The organism is Sphingomonas taxi, from assembly GCF_000764535.1.
In the GTDB taxonomy this organism is placed as follows: Bacteria; Pseudomonadota; Alphaproteobacteria; order Sphingomonadales; family Sphingomonadaceae; genus Sphingomonas; species Sphingomonas taxi.
On the sequence record NZ_CP009571.1, the window covers coordinates 2,939,901 to 2,958,719 of the forward strand.

General features: G+C 68.5%; 19 protein-coding genes. 8 read left to right on the top strand and 11 right to left on the bottom strand.

What is annotated here, in order from left to right:
* Positions 1-110: 110 nt before the first annotated feature.
* Both MC45_RS13365 and MC45_RS13370 read left to right on the top strand, forming a co-directional pair.
* Entirely contained in the window at positions 111-1,133 is a 1,023-nt protein-coding gene (locus MC45_RS13365; RefSeq protein WP_038664057.1) for a Ppx/GppA phosphatase family protein, read from the top strand.
* 13 nt (positions 1,134-1,146) lie between these two features.
* Positions 1,147-1,818 (top strand): RlmE family RNA methyltransferase, encoded by a 672-nt coding sequence (locus MC45_RS13370; RefSeq protein ID WP_038664060.1) that lies wholly within the window; start codon positions 1,147-1,149, stop codon positions 1,816-1,818.
* A 320-nt stretch (positions 1,819-2,138) separates the two neighbouring features.
* Here the strand turns inward: MC45_RS13370 and rpoZ are convergent, their stop codons facing one another.
* Complete coding sequence (rpoZ, locus tag MC45_RS13375; RefSeq protein ID WP_038664062.1) at positions 2,139-2,483, bottom strand: DNA-directed RNA polymerase subunit omega; 345 nt, start codon at positions 2,481-2,483, stop codon at positions 2,139-2,141.
* A gap of 121 nt (positions 2,484-2,604) precedes the next feature.
* Here rpoZ and MC45_RS13380 point away from each other — a divergent pair, with 121 nt between their 5' ends.
* A complete protein-coding gene (locus MC45_RS13380; RefSeq protein WP_038664065.1) occupies positions 2,605-3,774 on the top strand; it encodes a phospholipase D-like domain-containing protein in 1,170 nt (389 codons plus the stop codon).
* A 20-nt stretch (positions 3,775-3,794) separates the two neighbouring features.
* Here MC45_RS13380 and MC45_RS13385 read toward each other — a convergent pair whose 3' ends face one another.
* Both MC45_RS13385 and MC45_RS13390 read right to left on the bottom strand, forming a co-directional pair.
* Complete coding sequence (locus MC45_RS13385; protein ID WP_038664068.1) at positions 3,795-4,280, bottom strand: MarR family winged helix-turn-helix transcriptional regulator; 486 nt, start codon at positions 4,278-4,280, stop codon at positions 3,795-3,797.
* A gap of 89 nt (positions 4,281-4,369) precedes the next feature.
* Positions 4,370-4,981 (bottom strand): class I SAM-dependent methyltransferase, encoded by a 612-nt coding sequence (locus tag MC45_RS13390; RefSeq protein ID WP_038664070.1) that lies wholly within the window; start codon positions 4,979-4,981, stop codon positions 4,370-4,372.
* Positions 4,982-5,162: 181 nt separating this feature from the next.
* Between MC45_RS13390 and MC45_RS13395 the strand changes: the two genes are divergently transcribed.
* The gene (locus tag MC45_RS13395; protein ID WP_038664072.1) at positions 5,163-5,486 is read left to right on the top strand and encodes an antibiotic biosynthesis monooxygenase family protein; all 324 of its coding nucleotides are present in this window, start codon (positions 5,163-5,165) and stop codon (positions 5,484-5,486) included.
* A 64-nt stretch (positions 5,487-5,550) separates the two neighbouring features.
* Positions 5,551-6,789, top strand: coding sequence for an MFS transporter (locus MC45_RS13400; RefSeq protein ID WP_156143919.1), 1,239 nt, complete (start codon positions 5,551-5,553; stop codon positions 6,787-6,789).
* Positions 6,790-6,888: 99 nt separating this feature from the next.
* Here the strand turns inward: MC45_RS13400 and MC45_RS13405 are convergent, their stop codons facing one another.
* Positions 6,889-9,180 carry a CDC48 family AAA ATPase gene (locus tag MC45_RS13405; RefSeq protein ID WP_038664079.1) on the bottom strand — a complete coding sequence of 764 codons (2,292 nt, stop codon included), beginning with the start codon at positions 9,178-9,180 and terminating at the stop codon, positions 6,889-6,891.
* 255 nt (positions 9,181-9,435) lie between these two features.
* On the opposite strand from MC45_RS13405, the gene MC45_RS13410 reads away from it, so the two are divergent.
* Complete coding sequence (locus MC45_RS13410) at positions 9,436-10,323, top strand: LysR substrate-binding domain-containing protein (RefSeq protein WP_038664080.1); 888 nt, start codon at positions 9,436-9,438, stop codon at positions 10,321-10,323.
* Positions 10,324-10,441: 118 nt separating this feature from the next.
* On the opposite strand, the gene MC45_RS13415 is transcribed toward MC45_RS13410, so the two are convergent.
* Positions 10,442-10,897, bottom strand: a complete 456-nt coding sequence (locus tag MC45_RS13415) for a peptidylprolyl isomerase (RefSeq protein WP_038664083.1) — start codon at positions 10,895-10,897, stop codon at positions 10,442-10,444.
* A 124-nt stretch (positions 10,898-11,021) separates the two neighbouring features.
* Between MC45_RS13415 and mgtE the strand changes: the two genes are divergently transcribed.
* Positions 11,022-12,425 (top strand): magnesium transporter, encoded by a 1,404-nt coding sequence (gene mgtE, locus MC45_RS13420; RefSeq protein WP_038664086.1) that lies wholly within the window; start codon positions 11,022-11,024, stop codon positions 12,423-12,425.
* Between the two features lie 16 nt (positions 12,426-12,441).
* Positions 12,442-12,843: a DUF1489 family protein gene (locus MC45_RS13425; protein ID WP_038664089.1), complete on the top strand. Its 402-nt coding sequence runs from the start codon at positions 12,442-12,444 to the stop codon at positions 12,841-12,843.
* Between the two features lie 30 nt (positions 12,844-12,873).
* Here MC45_RS13425 and MC45_RS13430 read toward each other — a convergent pair whose 3' ends face one another.
* The 6 genes from MC45_RS13430 to MC45_RS13455 form a co-directional block, all read right to left on the bottom strand.
* Complete coding sequence (locus tag MC45_RS13430) at positions 12,874-13,569, bottom strand: GIN domain-containing protein (protein WP_038667420.1); 696 nt, start codon at positions 13,567-13,569, stop codon at positions 12,874-12,876.
* A gap of 56 nt (positions 13,570-13,625) precedes the next feature.
* Complete coding sequence (locus MC45_RS13435) at positions 13,626-14,345, bottom strand: head GIN domain-containing protein (protein ID WP_038664092.1); 720 nt, start codon at positions 14,343-14,345, stop codon at positions 13,626-13,628.
* A 385-nt stretch (positions 14,346-14,730) separates the two neighbouring features.
* Positions 14,731-15,264, bottom strand: coding sequence for a CarD family transcriptional regulator (locus MC45_RS13440; protein ID WP_038664094.1), 534 nt, complete (start codon positions 15,262-15,264; stop codon positions 14,731-14,733).
* Positions 15,265-15,480: 216 nt separating this feature from the next.
* A complete protein-coding gene (gene fdxA, locus MC45_RS13445) occupies positions 15,481-15,822 on the bottom strand; it encodes a ferredoxin FdxA (protein ID WP_038664097.1) in 342 nt (113 codons plus the stop codon).
* A 96-nt stretch (positions 15,823-15,918) separates the two neighbouring features.
* Positions 15,919-16,209, bottom strand: coding sequence for an RNA-binding S4 domain-containing protein (locus MC45_RS13450; RefSeq protein WP_038664100.1), 291 nt, complete (start codon positions 16,207-16,209; stop codon positions 15,919-15,921).
* The gene (locus tag MC45_RS13455) at positions 16,202-18,682 is read right to left on the bottom strand and encodes a helicase-related protein (protein ID WP_038664103.1); all 2,481 of its coding nucleotides are present in this window, start codon (positions 18,680-18,682) and stop codon (positions 16,202-16,204) included. Before MC45_RS13455 ends, MC45_RS13450 begins: the two co-directional genes overlap by 8 nt.
* Positions 18,683-18,819: the final 137 nt, after the last annotated feature.

Sequence of the window (18,819 nt, forward strand, 5' to 3'; positions counted from 1 at the left end):
CGCAAGCCCCGGTCCGCGCTACCTAGGGGGTAAGCACCGAGCGGGTATCGTCCCGCGACGGCAGTAGAAAACAGAAAGTCACCACGGCTATGGGGGATCGATCCGCCCGAATGCCGTACCGGCAGGAGCCCCCTGCCCGTCCGGCGCCGAGCCGGCCGCCACGCGGCCGCTGGTCCGATGCGCAGGCGTTCGCCGCGCTGGACCTCGGCACCAACAATTGCCGGCTGCTGATCGCGCGCCCGCAGGGCGACGGTTTCGCGGTGGTCGATGCCTTCTCGCGCATCGTGCGACTCGGCGAAGGTCTCGCCGCGACCGGACGGCTCAGCGACACCGCGATCGAGCGCACCATCGCGGCGCTGCGCGTCTGCGCCGACAAATTGAAGCGCCGCAACGTCACGCTCGCCCGCTCGGTGGCGACGGAAGCGTGCCGCCGCGCCGCCAACGGTACCGACTTCATCGCGCGCGCCTATGCCGAGACCGGCATCCATCTCGACATCATCTCCGCCGAGGAGGAAGCGCGACTCGCCGTGCTCGGCTGCCATGCGCTGATCGAGCCGGGCGACGACCCCGCGCTGATCTTCGACATCGGCGGCGGCTCGACCGAGCTGGTGCTGATCGACACCAGACCCGGCGCGATGCCGCGCGTGCTCGACTGGCATTCGGCGCCCTGGGGCGTGGTGTCGCTGACCGAACATGCCGGCGGCGGCGAGGGTGAGAGCGGCCGGCTCGCGGCCTATGCGCGGATGCGCGGCATTGTCGCGGAGAGCTTCGCCGGTTTCGCCGCGCGCCTGCCCAGGGAGGTGGCGCGGCCGCGCCTGCTCGGCACCAGCGGCACGGTGACGACGCTCGGCAGCGTCCATCTCGGGCTCAGCCATTACGACCGCGCGCAAGTCGACGGGCTGATCGTGCCCGCCGATGCGATGCGGCGGATCAGTGCCGACCTCGCGCGCAAATCGGTGCGCGAGCGCGCGCAGCTCGCCTGCATCGGCTCGGAGCGCGCCGATCTGGTCGTCGCCGGCTGCGCGATCCTCGAGACGATCCTCGACCTCTGGCCCGCCGAACGGCTGGGTATCGCCGATCGCGGCATCCGCGAGGGCATTTTGCGACGCCTGATGGGGAGTCCCCGACCGTGAAGAGGAATATCGCGTGAGCCGTGATGGTGGCGGCCTGCGCACGCGGGTCAAGACGGCGCGCGGCCGCACCGCGCAATCGACGCGCTGGCTCGAACGCCAGCTCAACGATCCCTACGTCAAGCGCGCGCGCGCGGAGGGCTATCGCAGCCGCGCCGCCTACAAGCTGATCGAACTCGACGAGCGGTTCGGCATCATCCGCGGCTCGAAACGCGTCGTCGATCTCGGCATCGCGCCGGGCGGCTGGAGCCAGGTCATCAAGCGTCGCCTGCCCAAGGCGGCGGTGGTCGGCATCGACCTGCTGCCGGTCGATCCGATCGACGGCGTGACGATCTTCGAGATGGACTTCATGGACGATGCCGCGCCGGGCAAATTGATCGAGGCGCTGGGCGGCGCGCCCGATCTGGTGCTGTCGGACATGGCGGCGAACACCGTCGGCCATCCGCAGACCGATGCGCTGCGCACCATGGCGCTGGTCGAGACCGCCCTGGCGTTCGCGGTCGAGGTGCTCGAGAAGGGCGGCACGTTCGTGTCGAAAGTGTTCGCCGGCGGCGCCGACCAGCAGCTCGTCGCCGAGATGAAGCGCAATTTCGCAACGGTGAAGCACGCCAAGCCGCCGTCGAGCCGCAAGGGCTCGGTGGAATGGTTCGTCGTGGCGCAGGGGTTCAAGGGCAGGTCAGCGGAGTAGCGCAGCTAGTCCGCGTCGCGGACCTGCCCCGGCCAGCGTCGCGGCACGCGACGACTGACGACGCGGCTTTGCCGCGGCGGGGGCCGAGACGTCGTCCCACCCCTACCCTCGTCACCCCCGCGCAGGCGGGGATGCATACGCGCGGATGTCGCGGCTCTTGTCACGAGCGTCAGCGTTTATGGATCCCCGCCTGCGCGGGGATGACAAGGGGGGTAGGCATCCCCCCAAACGCAAACGACGCGGCAAAGCCACGTCGTCAGTCGCGCTAGCGCCCGCTGGCCGAGGCGCGGACTAGCCAGGCTAATCCGTCGGCCGATCCCTCACCCGTCGTAATCGGCACCCAGATTCTGGTTCCGCGGCGGCGCGGCGGCGGTCAGGCGGAGCGCCTCGGCCGAGGCCGACAGCGAGCCGACCGCATCGACCTCATCGTCGTCGTCGATCTGGACGCGCTGCAGGCTGTTGATCACCGCCTCTTCGAGATTGTCCGGGCGGACCAGCTCGTCGGCGATCTCGCGCAGCGCGACGACCGGATTCTTGTCGCGATCGCGATCGAGCAGCAGTTCTGCGCCGCCCGAAATCTGTCGCGCACGCTGTGCGGCGAACAGGACCAGATCGAAGCGGTTGGGGATCTTGTCGACGCAATCCTCGACAGTGACGCGCGCCATGGACGCTTTCCTTCGCAAATACCGATGCAGTGAAGGCGGGGGACTAGGCGCCTGTGCCCGCAAAGTCAAGAAATGCGCGGGCGCGCTTGTGCGGCGGCGGCGCAATCGCCACAGACGGGCGATGGCCGCCCCCGCCCCCCAACCGACGTTCACCGTCGACGGCAACCGGCTGACGCTGCTCGACACCGGGCCGCGACGGCTCGACGCCTTGCTCGCGCTGATCGACGGCGCGCAGACCGATCTGCGCATCCTCTATTATATCTACGCCGACGACGAGACCGGCCGGCGCGTCAATGCCGCGCTGATCGCCGCGGCGGATCGCGGCGTCGCCACCGCGCTGATCGTCGATGGCTTCGGCAGCGAGACCGACGACGCCTTCTACGCGCCGCTGCGCGCGGCGGGCGTATCGGTGTGCCGCTTCTCGCCGCGCTTCGGCCGCCGCTATCTGCTGCGCAACCACCAGAAGCTCGCGCTCGCCGACGCGGGCAGCGACGCCCAGCGGATCATCATCGGCGGCTTCAACGTCGAGGACGATTATTTCGGCACCCCCGCCGAGGAAGCGTGGCGCGACCTCGGCCTGCTGGTCGAGGGGCCGGCGGCGGGGCGGCTCGCCGGTTATTTCGACGCGCTGCACGATTGGGTGCGCGCGCCCAAGGGCAAGGTGCGCCACCTCAACAGGGCGCTGTCGCGGTGGAGCGAGACGCGCGGGTTGACGCGGTGGCTGATCGGCGGCCCGACGCGGCGGCTGTCGCCCTGGGCGCGGGCGGTGCGCGACGACCTGCGCCGCGGCAAGCGGATCGACATCATCGCCGCCTATTTCACTCCCTCGCCCACCATCTTGCGCCGGCTCGACAAGGCGGGGCGGCGCAAGGCGAAGGTGCGGATCGTCACCGCCGCCAAGTCCGACAATGCCGCGACGATCGCCGCGGCGCGCTTCACCTATGCCGGCCTGCTGCGCAAGGGCGTGCAGGTCTTCGAATATCAACCGACCAAGCTGCACACCAAATTGTACGTGATCGACGATGCCGTCCACGTCGGCTCGGCCAATTTCGATATGCGCAGCCTGTTCATCAACATGGAGCTGATGTTCCGCGTCGAGGATCGCGCCTTCGCCGATCATGTGCGCAGCTATGTCGAGGGCGAGATCGCGCGGTCGCAGCCGATCACCAAGGCATGGTACAAGGCGCATACCGGCCCGGTGCAGCGCATCCGCCAGTTCTTCGCCTATCTGATGATCGCGGTGGTCGATCCCGGCGTGTCGCGCGGGCTCAATTTCGGCATCGACGAATAAGGCGAGGGCTATCCCGCCCCTCAGCGTCCCAGTGCGTCGACATGAACGCGCGAAGCCTCGGGGATCAGCGCCTCGAGCACCGACCAATAGCCCGCCACCGCCTCCTGGCCGGCGTGCGAATAGGCCCGCGCCATCTTCTCGCGCTGTTCCTCGTACAGCGCCTGTTCGAGCGCCTCGCCGGCGTCGGTCAGCCGCAGCAGCCGATGGCGACGGTCGTGATCGCCATGGCGCATCTGGACGAGGGTGCGATCGACCAGATCCTTCATCACCCGGCCGAGCGATTGCTTGGTGACCCCGAGCAGGGTGAGCAGTTCGCCGACGGTGATATCGGGCTTGCGGCCGATGAAATACATCGCGCGATGATGCGCCCGTCCCAGGCCGATCTCGGCGAGCTTGTCGTCTGCGCTGCGGACGAACCGCGATTGGGCGAAGATCATCAATTCCATGCCGCGACGGATCGCCGAATCATGCAGGAACAAGGCAGACGAGAGCTTGGGTGCGTCCATAACGGACGGGCTAACTTAACCCTGGATAAAAGGGAAGCGGATTCACATCCGAAAACGTTGCTAAATTTCGCGATCGTCGCGTTTTGCGATCAATCCTTCCATGCCCAATAGAGCTGGGCGGGCGGAACGTTCCACCATTCCATGTCGTGATCGATCCGCTCGAAATGCGGGGTGAGGAAATCCTTCACCTTCGGCGAGAATTGATAGACGAGGAAAGCGCCGCCGGGGCGGATCACGCGGTGCGTCGCCGCGCCGATCGCCGGGCCGACGCCGGCGGGCAGCGTCGAGAAGGGCAGGCCGGACAGCACGTAATCGGCATGGTCGTGCCCGTGGTCGCGGACGATCTGCTCGACGTCCGCCGCCGATCCCTCGACCGCGACGAAGCGCGAGTCGGTGATGGTATGATCGAGATAGCGGATGAAGTCGGCATTGGTGTCGATCGCGATCAGCGTCGCGTCCGGCGCCATCCGCTCGAGGATCGGGCGGCAGAAGGTGCCGACGCCGGGCCCATATTCGACGAACAGCTTGCACGTGCTCCAGTCGACCGGGCCGAGCATCTTGCGGATCAATTTGTCCGACGACGGGATGATCGAACCGACCATCACCGGATGCTTGAGGAACCCCTGAAAGAACATCGCGACCGGACTCGGCACGCCGGCAGGACGGGAATTGCGCCGAGCGGCGGTGGTCGGACTGGGCATCGTGTTCCTGTCGTTCTCGTGATCGGCCCGCGTCGACACGCGGGTGACACCCCGTGCCACGTTTTCCGAACGCGTTTCAAGACACACGGTTGCGTTTGGCCACGCGGTTCATCGCAGCGGTGCCCGCTTGCCCCGCCCGAACGGAGGCGTAGGAAGGGGGCGGCACGGGGGATGAGCGGCGATGCAGCGGGAGGATGAAGGCGAGGTCGCGGTGATCTTCGTATCGCGGCGCAATGGCGAGGATGCGGCGGGCTACGACGCCGCCGCCGCGGCGATGGACGCGCTGGCGGCGGCGCAGCCCGGCTATCGCGGCGTCGACAGCGTCCGCGACGGCGACGGGGTCGGCATCACGATCAGCTATTGGGCGGATACCGTGAGCGCGCAGGCGTGGCGCGACCATCCCGAGCATGTGACGATCCGCGAACGCGGTCGCGCATGCTGGTACGATTGGTATCGCGTCACGGTGGCGACGACGACGCGTGCTTATGCCTGGACGCGTCCGTGAGCACACAGAGGTGAGGGCGGACCCGCGCACGATCGATCCGCATTTCGCATTGCTCTTCCTCGTCATGCTGACGATCGCGGCGGGCAATACCGCCTTGCAGTCGATCCTGCCGGCGCTCGGCCGCTCGCTCGGCGTCGCCGATCGCGCGGTGGCCGCGGCGTTCTCGGTATCGGCGTTGCTGTGGGTGATCGCTGCGCCGTTCTGGGCGAACCGGTCCGACCGGCATGGCCATCGCGCGCTGATCCTGCTCGGCGTCGGCGGTTTCGCGGTGTCGCTCGGCCTGTGCGGGTTGTTCCTGGCGGCGGGGATCAACGGCTGGATCGGCGGCACCGCGGCGTTCGGCTGCTTCATCGGCGGCCGGCTGATCTACGGCACGTTCGGCTCGGCCGCGCCGCCGGCGGTACAGGCGCTGGTCGCCGGCGAGACCAGCCGGCAGGATCGCACCCGCGCGCTGACGCTGCTGGCGAGCGCGTTCGGGCTCGGCACCATCCTCGGCCCGGCGATCGCGCCCTATCTGTTGCTCGGCACGATCGGCGGGGTCGAGATCGGGCTCGCCGGCCCCGCCTTCGTCTTCGCGCTGTTCGGCGTCGGCGTGTGGATCGCGGTACGGGTGCTGCTCCCCGACGACCGGCGTGCGGGGCATCGCGAACATGGTGCGTCGTCCGCCTATCCCTCGATCGGCGGCGCACCGACCGGCGCGAGCGTCGCCGCCGCCACCGCACCGCACGCCGAGCGCGTCGGCTATCTCGACCGCCGCGTGCGCGGCTGGATGATCGCCGGACTGGTGATGGGGCATGCGCAGGCGATGACCAGCCAGGCGATCGGCTTCCTGGTGATCGACCGGCTGGCGATCCCGCCCGCCCAGGCGCTCGAGCCGACCGGAATCGTGCTGATGATGGGCGCAGGCGCGGCGCTGCTGGTGCAATGGGGCGTGATCCCGCTGCTCGGGCTCAGCCCGCGCCGGCTGGTGCTGACCGGCCTGATATTAGCGGCGGCGGGCGTCGCGCTGACCGGGGTGGCGACGTCGCTGTACGGCATCGCCACGGCCTATGCGCTCGCCAATCTCGGCTTCGGCTTCACCCGCCCCGGATTCACCGCCGGATCGAGCCTCGCGGTCGGCCCGGCGGCGCAGGGTTCGGTGGCGGGCAAGGTGACCAGCGTCAACGGCGCCAGTTTCGTGCTCGGTCCGTCGATCGGCGTCGGGCTGTACGAAATCGCGCGACCGCTGCCGTATCTGACGGCGGCAGCCGCGCTCCTGCTGCTGTTCGGCTACGCTTGGGCGAGCCTGAGGGAGCGGGGCTAGCCGATCCGTTCGGGCTGAGCCTGCCGAAGCCCATCTCTCCGCCGGCATGACGCTTGGGGAGAGCGGCGTTTCGACAGGCTCAGCGCGAACGGAAAGAGGTCAATAATCCGCCTTGCCGCCGCGGCTCTGCAACTGGCCGGGCGAGATGAAGCCCAATGGCTGGATCGCCGCCGCATCCTGTTTCAGGCGCGAGGCGATCTGCTCGTAATCCTTCTCCATCTCGGGGGTGACGCTCGCCCGCGATTCGGTCAGCGCCTCTTCGAAATCGGCCATCGTCACCTCGGTCGACTGCAGCGACCGGCGCAGCGCGATCAGGCCGGCGCGGCGCACCACGTCCTCCAGGTCGGCACCGGTGAAGCGATCCGTCCGCTTCGCCACCCGATCGAGATCGACGTCGCCGGCGAGCGGCATCTTCTGCGTCTGGATCGACAGGATGCGCCGTCGCCCCTCGGTATTGGGAACACCGACGTACACCAATTCGTCGAACCGCCCCGGCCGCAGCAGCGCCGGATCGATCAGATTGGGCCGGTTGGTCGCGCCGATCACGACGACCGACTGCAGCTCCTCCAGCCCGTCCATCTCGGCGAGGATCGTGTTGACCACGCGCTCGGTGACCTGCGGCTCGCCCGCCCCCGAGCCCCGTGCCGGCACGAGGCTGTCGAGTTCGTCGATGAAGATCACGCACGGCGCGACCTGACGCGCGCGCTGGAACAGCCGGCTGATCTGCTGCTCGCTCTCGCCATACCATTTCGACAGCAGATCGGAGGATTTGGTGGCGATGAAATTCGCCTCCGCCTCGCGCGCGACTGCCTTGGCGAGCAGGGTCTTGCCGGTGCCGGGAGGGCCGTAGAGCAGGAAGCCCTTCGCCGGCCGGATACCCAGTCGCCGGAACGCGTCCGGGTCCTTGAGCGGCAGTTCGACGCCTTCCTTGAGCCGCGTCTGCGCGGCATCGAGCCCGCCGACATCCTCCCAGCGCACGCGCGGCGCCTCGACCATCACCTCGCGCATCGCCGACGGCTGGACGCGCTTCAGCGCGCCGAGGAAATCCTCGCGCGTCACCGACAGCGTATCGAGCACCTCGGGTGGCACGGTGCGCTCCTCGAGGTTGAGCTTCGGCATGATCCGCCGCACCGCCTCGATCGCCGCCTCGCGGGTCAGCGCGGCGAGATCGGCACCGACGAAGCCGTAGGTGGTACGTGCCAACTCGGCGAGATCGACCTTGTCGCCCAACGGCATGCCGCGCGTATGGATACCGAGGATCTCGCGCCGTCCACGCTCGTCGGGCACGCCGACGACGATCTCGCGGTCGAAGCGGCCCGGCCGGCGCAGCGCCTCGTCGATCGCCTCGGGCCGGTTGGTCGCGGCGATGACGACGAGATTGGCACGCGATTCGAGCCCGTCCATCAGCGTCAGCAGCTGCGCGACGACGCGCTTCTCCGCCTCACCCTGCACGTTGCCGCGCTTGGGGGCGATCGAATCGATCTCGTCGATGAAGACGATCGACGGCGCCGACTTGGCCGCCTCCTCGAAGATCTCGCGCAGCCGGCCTTCCGACTCGCCATAAGCGGAGCCCATGATCTCCGGCCCGTTAATCAGGAAGAAGCTCGCGTCCGATTCATTGGCGACCGCGCGCGCGAGCCGCGTCTTGCCCGTCCCCGGCGGGCCGTAGAGCAACAGCCCCTTGGGCGGCTCGACCCCTAGCCGCTCGAACAGCTCGGGATAGCGCAGCGGCAACTCGACCATCTCGCGCAACTGGTCGATCGTCGTCGCCATGCCGCCGATATCGTCATAGGTGACGTCGGCACGACGCTGCGTCGGCTCCTCATATTCGGGGCGCAGCTCGATCTCGGTATTCTCGTCGATATGGACGACACCCTTGGGGCTCGCCGAGACGACCGCGAGGCGGATCTCCTGCAAGGCATAAGCGGGCGCGTTCATGAACTGCTGGATGCCCGGCGGCATGTTGCCGACGCGCTGGTGCCCCGCGGTCGCGACGACGTCGCCTTGGCACAACGGCCGGCCGAAGAAGGTGCGCTTGAGCGCCTGCGGCTGGCCTTGCAGGCGCAGGTTCGCCTGCGCCGGTGCGAAGACGACGCGCGTCGCCGGCTTGGATTCGACCTTGCGCACCTCGACGAAATCGCCCGCGCCGACGCCGGCATTGGCGCGCTGCAGACCGTCGATGCGCAGCACCTCGATGCCTTCGTCCTCGGTATAGGGGCCGACCGCTCGCGCGGGGGTCGATTGCTTGCCGACGATCTCGATGACGTCGCCCTCGCCCACCCCCAGCGCCGCCATCAGGCTGCGCGGCAGATGCGCCAGGCCGCGGCCGGAATCTTCCGGACGGCTGTTCGCCACCTGGATCTTGCGGGTGGTGGTATCGCTATCGGCCATGCACGTTGATCCTCGAAACCGTTTCGAGCGTGCGAGATAGGAAGACGGTTCCGCCTGCGCCACCGCGCGCCGACCCAAAAAAAGGGCCAGCCCCGAAGGGCCGGCCCGTGAAAGTTTTAGGAGAGGATGCCTGAAAGGCCCGTCCCTTTTGTCGTCCGCAGCTTTATGTTGCAAGTGCGAAAAGATACGTTACGATTGCAGAAGTTGCATTCGTCGGCGTGATCGGTCAGGAACGGATGCAAGGAGAGGATCGTCATGCGCAGACTGCCGCCGCTTGGCGCGATCGAGGCATTCGTCCAGGTCGCGCGACTGGGTTCGGTCAAGGCCGCCGCCACCGAACTGGCGCTGTCGGCACCGGCGCTCAGCCGCCGCGTCCAGTCGCTGGAACGCTTTATCGACAGGCCGTTGTTCGAGCGCCGGCATCAGGCGATGGTGCTCAACGCCGATGGCGAACGGCTGCTCGGCCAGATCGCGCCGGTGCTCGACAGCCTGTCCGATGCGGTCGAGGCGATGACCGGGACGGTCGAGGTGTTGCGGCTGCGGCTCGGCATCCTGCCCTTGTTCGCGTCGCAACGGCTATTTCCGCGGCTGGGTGAATTGCGTGCGGCGCATCCGGAACTGCATCTCGACATCGATACCGCCGGCCATGGCGTCGCACGGCTCGGCGAGGGGCTCGACGCGGTGATCGCGCTGTCGCGCGAGATCGAGCCGACGCTCTATGCCAAGCGGCTCGATCGCAATTCGGTCTATGTGATCGGTGCCAGGACGCTGCTCGACGGGCCGGATCCGGTGACGCGGCCCGAGCAGCTCTCCCGCCTCACCGCGCTGATCCACCGCGAGATGCCCGACAATTTCACCGCCTGGCGCGACGCGGCGAAGGTCGATCCCGGCATCGAACCGCTGGCGATCGACTATTTCGATTCGGGTGCGCTGATGCTCGAGGCGGCGGCCCAGGGGCTCGGCGTCGCCTTCATGCACGAGAGTCACTTCCAGGAGGCACGCGATCCGCGGCTGGTGCGGCTCTTCGATATCGTCGTGGAGAGCCCGTACAGTTACTGGTTCGTCTGCCGCCCGCGCGCGCTCCACCAGCGTCCGGTCCGCATGTTCCACGACTGGCTGATCCAGACGCTGGGCGAGGTGTGAATCTCGTTCCTCCCCGGCATGGGGAGGTGGCAGCGCGTCAGCGCTGACGGAAGGGGGCTTCCACGAACGGCACGCCCGCGACGCGGTCCCCCTCCCCGTGCGGGGAGGGGGAGGCGGCTTATTCGGCGCGGGCCTTGACGATCTTGCCCGGCTCGCGCGGCGGCTCGCCCTTGGGGAGCGCGTCGATCAGCTCCATGCCGTCGGTGACCTCGCCCCAGACGGTATATTGGCTGTCGAGGAAGCGCGCATCGTCGAAGACGATGAAGAACTGGCTGTTCGCCGAATTGGGATCGCTGGTCCGCGCCATCGAGCAGACGCCGCGCACGTGCGGCTCCTTGCTGAATTCCTGCTTGAGGTTCGGCTTGTCCGATCCGCTGGTGCCGGTACCGGTGGGGTCGCCGCCCTGCGCCATGAAGCCGGGGATGACGCGGTGGAAGACGACGCCGTCGTAGAAGCCTTCATTGGCCAGCTCGGCGATGCGCGCGACGTGATTGGGCGCGAGATCGGGGCGCAGCTTGATCGTGACGTCGCCGTCCGCGAGCGTCAGCGTCAGGGTATTGTACGTATCGGCCATGGTTCGTCCTCTTATGGTTGACGTGCAGGTAGTATCGCTGACGCCGAAGGGCAAATCCGCGAGGGTGGCCAATCGTGCCGCAGCGCGGTAGAGCGCGAGCGGACAACGCCGGGAGGAGGCAGCGATGAGCGAGACCGAACTTCCCGAGGCCCCCGCCCCCGAACAGGACGAGCTGGACGAGGACGACCGGTTGCGTCCCGAATTCGTCGATGCGGTGCGCGACGCGGTCGCCGACGGCGACGACGAGGCGGCGCGCGCGCTGGTCGAGCCGCTCCATCCCGCCGACATCGCCGATCTGTTCGAGCTGACCCCGCACGAGGATCGCGGGCCGCTCGCCAAGGCGCTCAAGGACCTGCTCGACGCCGACGTCTTCGCGGAGATGAACGATTACGTCCGCGAGGATTTGATCGACGCGCTGACGCCGACCGAGGTCGCCGACCTCGCCTCCGAACTCGATACCGACGACGCCGTCGCGATCATCGAGGACATGGAAGAGGCGGACCAGCGCGCGGTGCTGCGCGCGCTCGACCCCGACGATCGCGCCGCGATCGAGGAGGCGCTGTCCTATCCCGAGGAATCCGCCGGCCGCCTGATGCAGCGCGAGCTGATCGCGGTGCCCGATCACTGGACGGTCGGCGACGCGATCGAATTCCTGCGCGGCCACGAGGAACTGACCACCGATTTCTGGGAGATCTTCGTCGTCGACGCCGGCCATCACCCGGTCGGCACCTGCCAATTGTCGTGGATCCTGCGCACGCCGGGCAATATCGCCATCGCCGACGTGATGAAGCGCGAGCAGACGCTGATCCCGGTCGACATGGATCAGGAAGAGGTCGCGCTCCGCTTCCAGAAATATGCGCTGATCAGCGCCGCGGTGGTCGATTCGGCCAATCGCCTCGTCGGCATGATCACCGTCGACGACATCGTCCACATCATCCAGGAAGAGGCGGGCGAGGATACGCTGCTCCTGTCCGGCGCGGGCGACGGCGACATCAACGAGCCGATCCGGCTGACCGTACGGACGCGGCTGATGTGGCTGGTGGTCAATCTCGGCACCGCGATGATCGCCTCGTCGGTGGTCGGCCTGTTCGAAAGCACGATCGCCGGTTTCGCGACGCTCGCCATCCTGATGCCGATCGTTTCCGGGATGGGCGGCAATGCCGGCACGCAGACGCTCGCCGTCGTCGTCCGCGCGATCGCCACCAACCAGCTTACCGATTCGAACACGCGCTGGATGGTGTTCCGCGAGTTGCGCATCGCCGCCGCCAACGGCCTGGCGCTCGGCGTGCTGATCGGGCTCGGCACGTTCATCGTCTTCGGGCGCACCGACCTCGCGCTGGTCATCGCCGCGGCGATGTTCACCAACAACATCACCGCGGGGCTCGGCGGCGTGCTGGTGCCGGTGACGCTCGATCGGATGAACATCGATCCCGCCGTGTCATCGGCAGTGTTCGTGACGACGCTGACCGATACGATGGGCTTCTTCTCGTTCCTGGGTCTGGCGACCTTGTGGGGACTGCACGCCTGACCCACATCGCACGTCCATGTTGCACCTGACGAAAGTGGCCTTCGGCGCGACCAGTGTCGAGCATCTCGCCGAACGCCTTGCCCTGCGCGCCGCCGACGGACCGGTGTTCCTCACCACCCGCTATTTGCCCAAGCGGCACGAGGAGGTCGCGGGCCAGGGCTCGCTGTTCTGGATCCTGAAGCACCAGCTGGTCGCGCGCTCGGCGATCCTCGGTTTCGGCGAGGCGGAGGGCGGCCGCGTCGCGATCCACATCGACCCGGCGCTGGTGCTGGTCCAGGCGCGCCCCAAGCGCGCGCATCAGGGCTGGCGCTATCTCGAAGCGGCGGATGCGCCGGCCGATCTCGGTGGCGAGACCGATGGGCTCGCGGCGATGCCGCCGGCGCTGGTCGGCCGGCTGGCGGAACTGGCGCTGATCTGAACGACGCGCGGGATCACGCACCCGCCGTCTTTATTCCCCCGCGCCGCACGTCACCGGCGCGCCGGCGGCGGCGATGACCCGGCATTTCGGGCGCCCCGTCACCGTCACCGCCCCCAGCCCGCTGCTCGCCACCACCGCGGTGTAGCGTGCGCGTGCGCGCACCGTGCCCGGGCCGTCGAGATGCAGGTCGAGGTCGTTCGCCTCCAGCCCCGCCGCGTCGATCGTGCCCGCGCCGCTGGCGACCAGCCGCATCGCGGTGGCGCGGCCGGCGAGGCCGATCCTGCCGTCGCCGGCGAGCTGCACGATAAGCTGATCCGCCTGCACCGCGGCGACCTCGATCGTGCCGGTGCCGGCAGCGGAGAGGTCGACGCGCGACCCAACCAGCCGCGCCACCGTCACCTTGCTGCCGCCGTTCACCGTGATCCCGCTCAGCCGCGGCGTCGCGAGCAGGATACGGACCGGCGCCCTCGCGGTCGCCTGCCGCTGCTCGCCCCAGCGGCTGGTGCTGGTCTGACGCACGGTCAGCGTCGTGCCCTCGGCGCGCAGGTCGATGTCACCGATCACGCCGCGATCGCCGATCACCGTGGCGCCGGGCGATCCGGTGGTGATCGTCACCTCGAACGCGCCATTGATCCGCACCCGCTCGAAGCTGCCGAGCGCGACGCGGCGCTCTTCGGCCATCGCCGCCGAGGGCAGGAGCAGCAGCAGGGCGAACAGACGGATCATCGCGCCGAGCGTCGCACCGCTTTGTCGGTGCGGCAAGGACTTACGGCCGATCGACGTTAGCGCCCGCAGCGCACCGAGCCGGTGCCCGTGTTCGACACGGTGCAGCGCGCCGCCGCGCCGAGATCGACGTCGCCCGTTCCGGCGACCTGCACCTTCGCGGTTCCGGATACCGCAGCGCGCACGTCGCCGGTGCCGGTGACCGAGACGTCGGCACGCTCGACGCGCAGCCCGGCGGCATCAAGGCTGCCGGTGCCCGCGACCTCGACCGCCAGATCCTTGACCGCGCCACCGGCGCGGACGTTCCCGGTCCCGGCGATCGAGACCTCGGCGCGGTCGGTCATGAGCGCGGCGATGTTGAGATCGCCCGATCCCCTTACGTCCGCCTTGAACGCGTCGCCCGACACGCGGTCGACCGCCATCGTTCCCGATCCGGTGATGCTTGCCTCCGTCAGGCGCGGCAGCGTCACATAGACGGTGACCTTGCCGCCGTGCCCCCAGCGGAGCGACCGCTTGCGCCCGATCGCCAGCGTCTCGTCGTCCCTGGCGATGCGCAGCGTGTCGAGATCCTCGGGCTTGCCTTCGGCGCGGACCGAGAATGCCTTGCCGGCGCGCACCTCGACCTCGTCGCTGCCGGTCAGATCGATCTTGGAGAAATCCGTGACGGCGTAGCTGCGGGTGGTGCCGCTGCCGGTCGGCGTGACGCCGGGGCCGTCGTCCTGCCCCATCGAGCAGCCGGCGAGCATCGTACCGACCATGACAAATGCGACCGCCTGCATCCTTCAACCCTCCTTGTGTATTGCTTCAATAATACACAAGGAGGGTGAGGGCAAGCAGTCCTCATTGATGCAGCGCGATTGCATATCGATGGGGTGGCGAGGCTCGATCGGTTTCCTCATCATATCCGTCACCCCGGACTCGTTCCGGGGTCCACCGGACCGCAAGGGAACGGTGTCGACTCAAGCGTTTCTCCTCGCCACGGAGTGGACCCCGGAACCAGTCCAAGGTGACGGGGTGGGCTTTGAAAGCGAGCGACTGATGTGAACGGCCGTATGCGATAGCCTGCCTCCCTGCCCTCGCGCGGGCGTAGCGCAACGCCCGCCCCCTAAGAAAAAGGGCGGCCCCGCAGGACCGCCCTCTTGCTTCACCGGAACGATGCGCGGCTTACGCCGGCACCTTCTCCTTGTTGTAGATCGCGGCCGCGGCGCGGAGGATGTCGAGAATCTTCTCCTGCGCCTTGGGCTCGTCGACCTCTTCCATCGCGGCCAGTTCGCGGGCGAGTCGGCTGCACGCCGCCTCGAAGATCTGCCGCTCCGAATAGCTCTGCTCGGGCTGGTCGTCGGCGCGGAACAGGTCGCGGACCACTTCGGCGATCGACGCGAGGTCGCCCGAATTGATCTTCGCCTCATATTCCTGCGCGCGGCGCGACCACATGGTGCGCTTCACCTTGGGCTTGCCCTTGAGCGTTTCCATCGCCTCGCGCATCGTCTTGTCCGACGAGAGCTTGCGCATACCGACCGATTCGGCCTTGTTGGTGGGGACGCGGAGCGTCATCCGCTCTTTCTCGAAGCGCAGCACGTACAGCTCGAGGCTGGTACCGGCGATCTCCTGCTTCTGCAGCTCGATCACACGGCCGACGCCATGCTTCGGATAAACAACGTAATCACCGACATCGAAGGACAATGCCTTGGCAGCCATGAACGGGCCTTTCTGGATCGCATCCGTCGCGAGGATCGTCCGGGGCGGGATACCCGCGGGTCCGGACGGCGAGGATGGTTGGTACGAGTGTCTCCTGACGGGCAGGACTCATCATGCCCGTCGTGGACACTTTTAACACAGTCGCAACAAAATTACCAGCGTGGATAAGCCAGTTGGACTGACTTACCCTGTATGATCGAACCCGATTCGGGTCGCTCAGTCGCCCGCGCCCGGCTCCGGCGAGAAGAATTGCTCATATTTGTTCTCGACGCCCTTCATCGCATCGGCGTCGGGCGGCGTCTGGTCGAGCTTGCGCGTGACGTTGGGCCATTGCGCCGAGAAGGTCGTGTTGAGCTCCAGCCATTGCTCCAGCCCGCTCTCGGTATCGGGCAGGATCGCCTCGGCCGGGCATTCGGGCTCGCACACGCCGCAGTCGATACATTCGCTGGGGTTGATGACGAGCATGTTCTCGCCCTCGTAGAAGCAGTCGACCGGACACACCTCGACGCAGTCCATATACTTGCAGCGGATGCAGGCATCGGTGACGACGTAGGTCATTCTGGTTCCTTGCGGCCCTGTGCGCCGGCTAGAGTGCATCGGCTCGAAAGAAGCCGGGTATGAACGCGAGGCTGCTATGCCGCGTTCCCCCCCGCGTCAATCGAAGCCGTTCGGTTGCGACACGTTTGCAGCCAGTTCCTGATAGCAGCTTTGCGCCTCGGGCGCCGGTCCGCGTCGCGTCGGCAAGGCCTCGACGCGCAGCACGCGTACCCGGTCGTGCAGCGCGAAGGTGAGGATATTGCCAACGCGGACCGGCGCCGCGCTGCGCTCGATCCGCCGCCCGTCGATGCGCAGGCGGCCGTCGCAGGCGAGGTCCTGCGCGAGGCTGCGCGTCTTGGCGAGCCGCACGAACCACAGGAACATGTCGATCCGCATAGTGTCAGCCATGGCCGCTCCATGCCGCCAGCGCGGCAAAGGCCCCCGTCGGCGACGGCGCGGGCCGCTCGGCGCGCTGCGGCGGCCGGCGGCCGCGCCACACCCAGGCGGGCGGCGCTTCCGCCTCGCCACGTACGGTGCGGAACCCCAGTTCGGCCATCAGCCGCTCCAGCGTCGGCGCGGTGATCCCCATCGAGGTCGCGAGCGCGGGATCGGGCGCGAACGGCTTGCGCCCCTGCCGCGCGTCGTGCGCAGCGCGCGCGATCCGCTCGACGAGGTCGACGCGCACCGCCTGCGCGGCGAGCGGACGGTAACCGGTGGCGAGCTGCGCGCCGGGCACGCCGCGCGGCAACACCGTCGCTCCCTCGCGCGGCAGCACGTGACGCTTGCCGCGCACGCCGAGCAGCGCCTGCCGCCAGCGCGCCGCGCCGGGCTTGAGCAGGCGCGGGTCGAACAGGTCGAGCGCGCCGATCGTGATGCCGATCCGGCGCAGCCGCTTGCGCTCGTCCTGCGTCAGCGCGTCCAGCGATTCGTGCAGCGCGATCCGCGGTATCAGCCCGCCCGCCGCCTCGAGCTCGCCCGCGACGACGCGCAGCGCCGGCGTCGCCTGCGGATCGCGCGCCGCCTCGGCGAGCGCGACCAGCGCCGGCAGATGCCGGCCGAGTATCGCCGCGAACCAGCCGTTGACCCGCGCCGCCACCGCCTCGCGCTGCGGCCTCGCGAGACAGTCGAGATCGCGATCGAGCTTGAGTAGCGGCCGCGCCAGCGACGGCCCTGGCGTCAGCAGCGCGACCGCATGGCCGTTCCACACGATCGCATCATCGACCAAGGCAAACGCCGCGTCCTCAGCGGCGACCAGCGCCTCGCCGCGGCGGCGCCGCTCGCCGCTGAGATGCTTTTCCGCCGCGGCGAGCAGCAGCCGGCGATCCGTCGCGCGCGCGGCGGGGTCGACGGTGAAGCGGAAGCCGTCGAGCCGCCCGATCGGATGATCCTCGACCAGCACCTCGCCCTCAGGCCCGATCACCACCGGCAGCAGCGACGCATCGGCGCCGATCTGGCGGATCAGCGCCGTGGTCCGCTTGTCGACGAACCGCTGCGTCAGGCTGGCGTGGAGCCCGTCGGACAATCGCTCCTCGATCGTCTTGGTCCGCTCGGCGCCCGCGGCGGGGTCGGCGAGCCAGTCGGGGCGCTGCGCGATATAGGCCCAGCTGCGGATCGCGGCGATCCGCCCGGCGATCGTCTCGACGTCGCCGGCGATCGTGTCGAGCCGCGTCACTTCGTCGGCGAACCACTGGTTCGGCACGACGCCGCGGCCTTCGCTGAGATAGCCGAAGATCCGGCTGACGAAGCGCGTATGCGGGTCGAGCCCGAGCTTGCGGAAATCGGGCAGGCCGCACGCCGCCCACAACCGTTTGACCATCGCCGGATGCCGCGCACGATCGCGCACCCACGTCTCGTCCGCCATGCGCTTGAGCACGGCGAGATCGGTCGACTGCGGCGCGGCGAGCAGCACGCCCGGCTCGGGCCGCCGTTCGAGGCTGGCGATCAGCGCATCGACGCTGGCGTAATCGGGTTCGCCGTTGCGCCAGTAGAGCTGTTCGATGCGCGGGAAGCGATGCTCCTCGATCGCGAACACCTCCTCGGGCAGGAACGCGCCCGGCCCCTCTTCGGTGACGCCGCCGAATGTGCCGTCGCGCTGGTGGCGGCCGGCGCGGCCGGCGATCTGCGCCATTTCCGCCACCGTCAGTCGGCGGCTGCGACGACCGTCGAACTTGCTGAGGCCGGCGAAGGCGACGTGCGCGACGTCCATGTTGAGCCCCATGCCGATCGCATCGGTGGCGACGAGATAATCGACCTCGCCCGCCTGGAACATCGCAACCTGCGCGTTGCGGGTGCGCGGCGACAGCGCGCCCATCACCACCGCGGCACCGCCGCGCAAGCGGCGCAGCATCTCGGCGACCGCATAGACCTCCTCGGCGCTGAACGCGACGATCGCCGAGCGTTTGGGCAGCCGGCTGATCTTCTTCGCGCCCGCATAGGTGAGTTTGGAGAAGCGCGGCCGGACGATGATCTCGGCATCGGGCACCAGCGCACGCACCATCGGCCGCAGCGCCTCGGACCCGAGGATCATCGTTTCCTCGCGCCCGCGCCGGCGCAGCAGGCGGTCGGTGAAAACGTGGCCGCGTTCAACATCGGTGCCGAGCTGCGCCTCGTCGAGCGCGACGAAGGCTGCGTCGTGCTCGGGCATCGATTCGACCGTGCACAGATGCCAGCGCGCATTGGGCGGGACGATCTTCTCCTCGCCGGTGACAAGCGCGACGCTGTCGACGCCCTTCAGCTTGACGACGCGGTCGTAGACCTCGCGCGCCAGCAGGCGGAGCGGAAAGCCCATGATCCCGCTCGAATGCGCGCACATCCGCTCGACGGCGAGATGGGTCTTGCCCGTGTTGGTCGGCCCGAGGACCGCGGTGACCGCCGCTTTCATGCGGGCAACATCGGGTGTCGCGACCGATCGCGCAATGAGGCAAAGCAAGCGGGGCGACCCCAATTCCCCCCTACCGCACCGGCGAACCCGTCCACCGCACCGCACCCCCCGGTTAATTTGACTTTAGACTTTGCCCC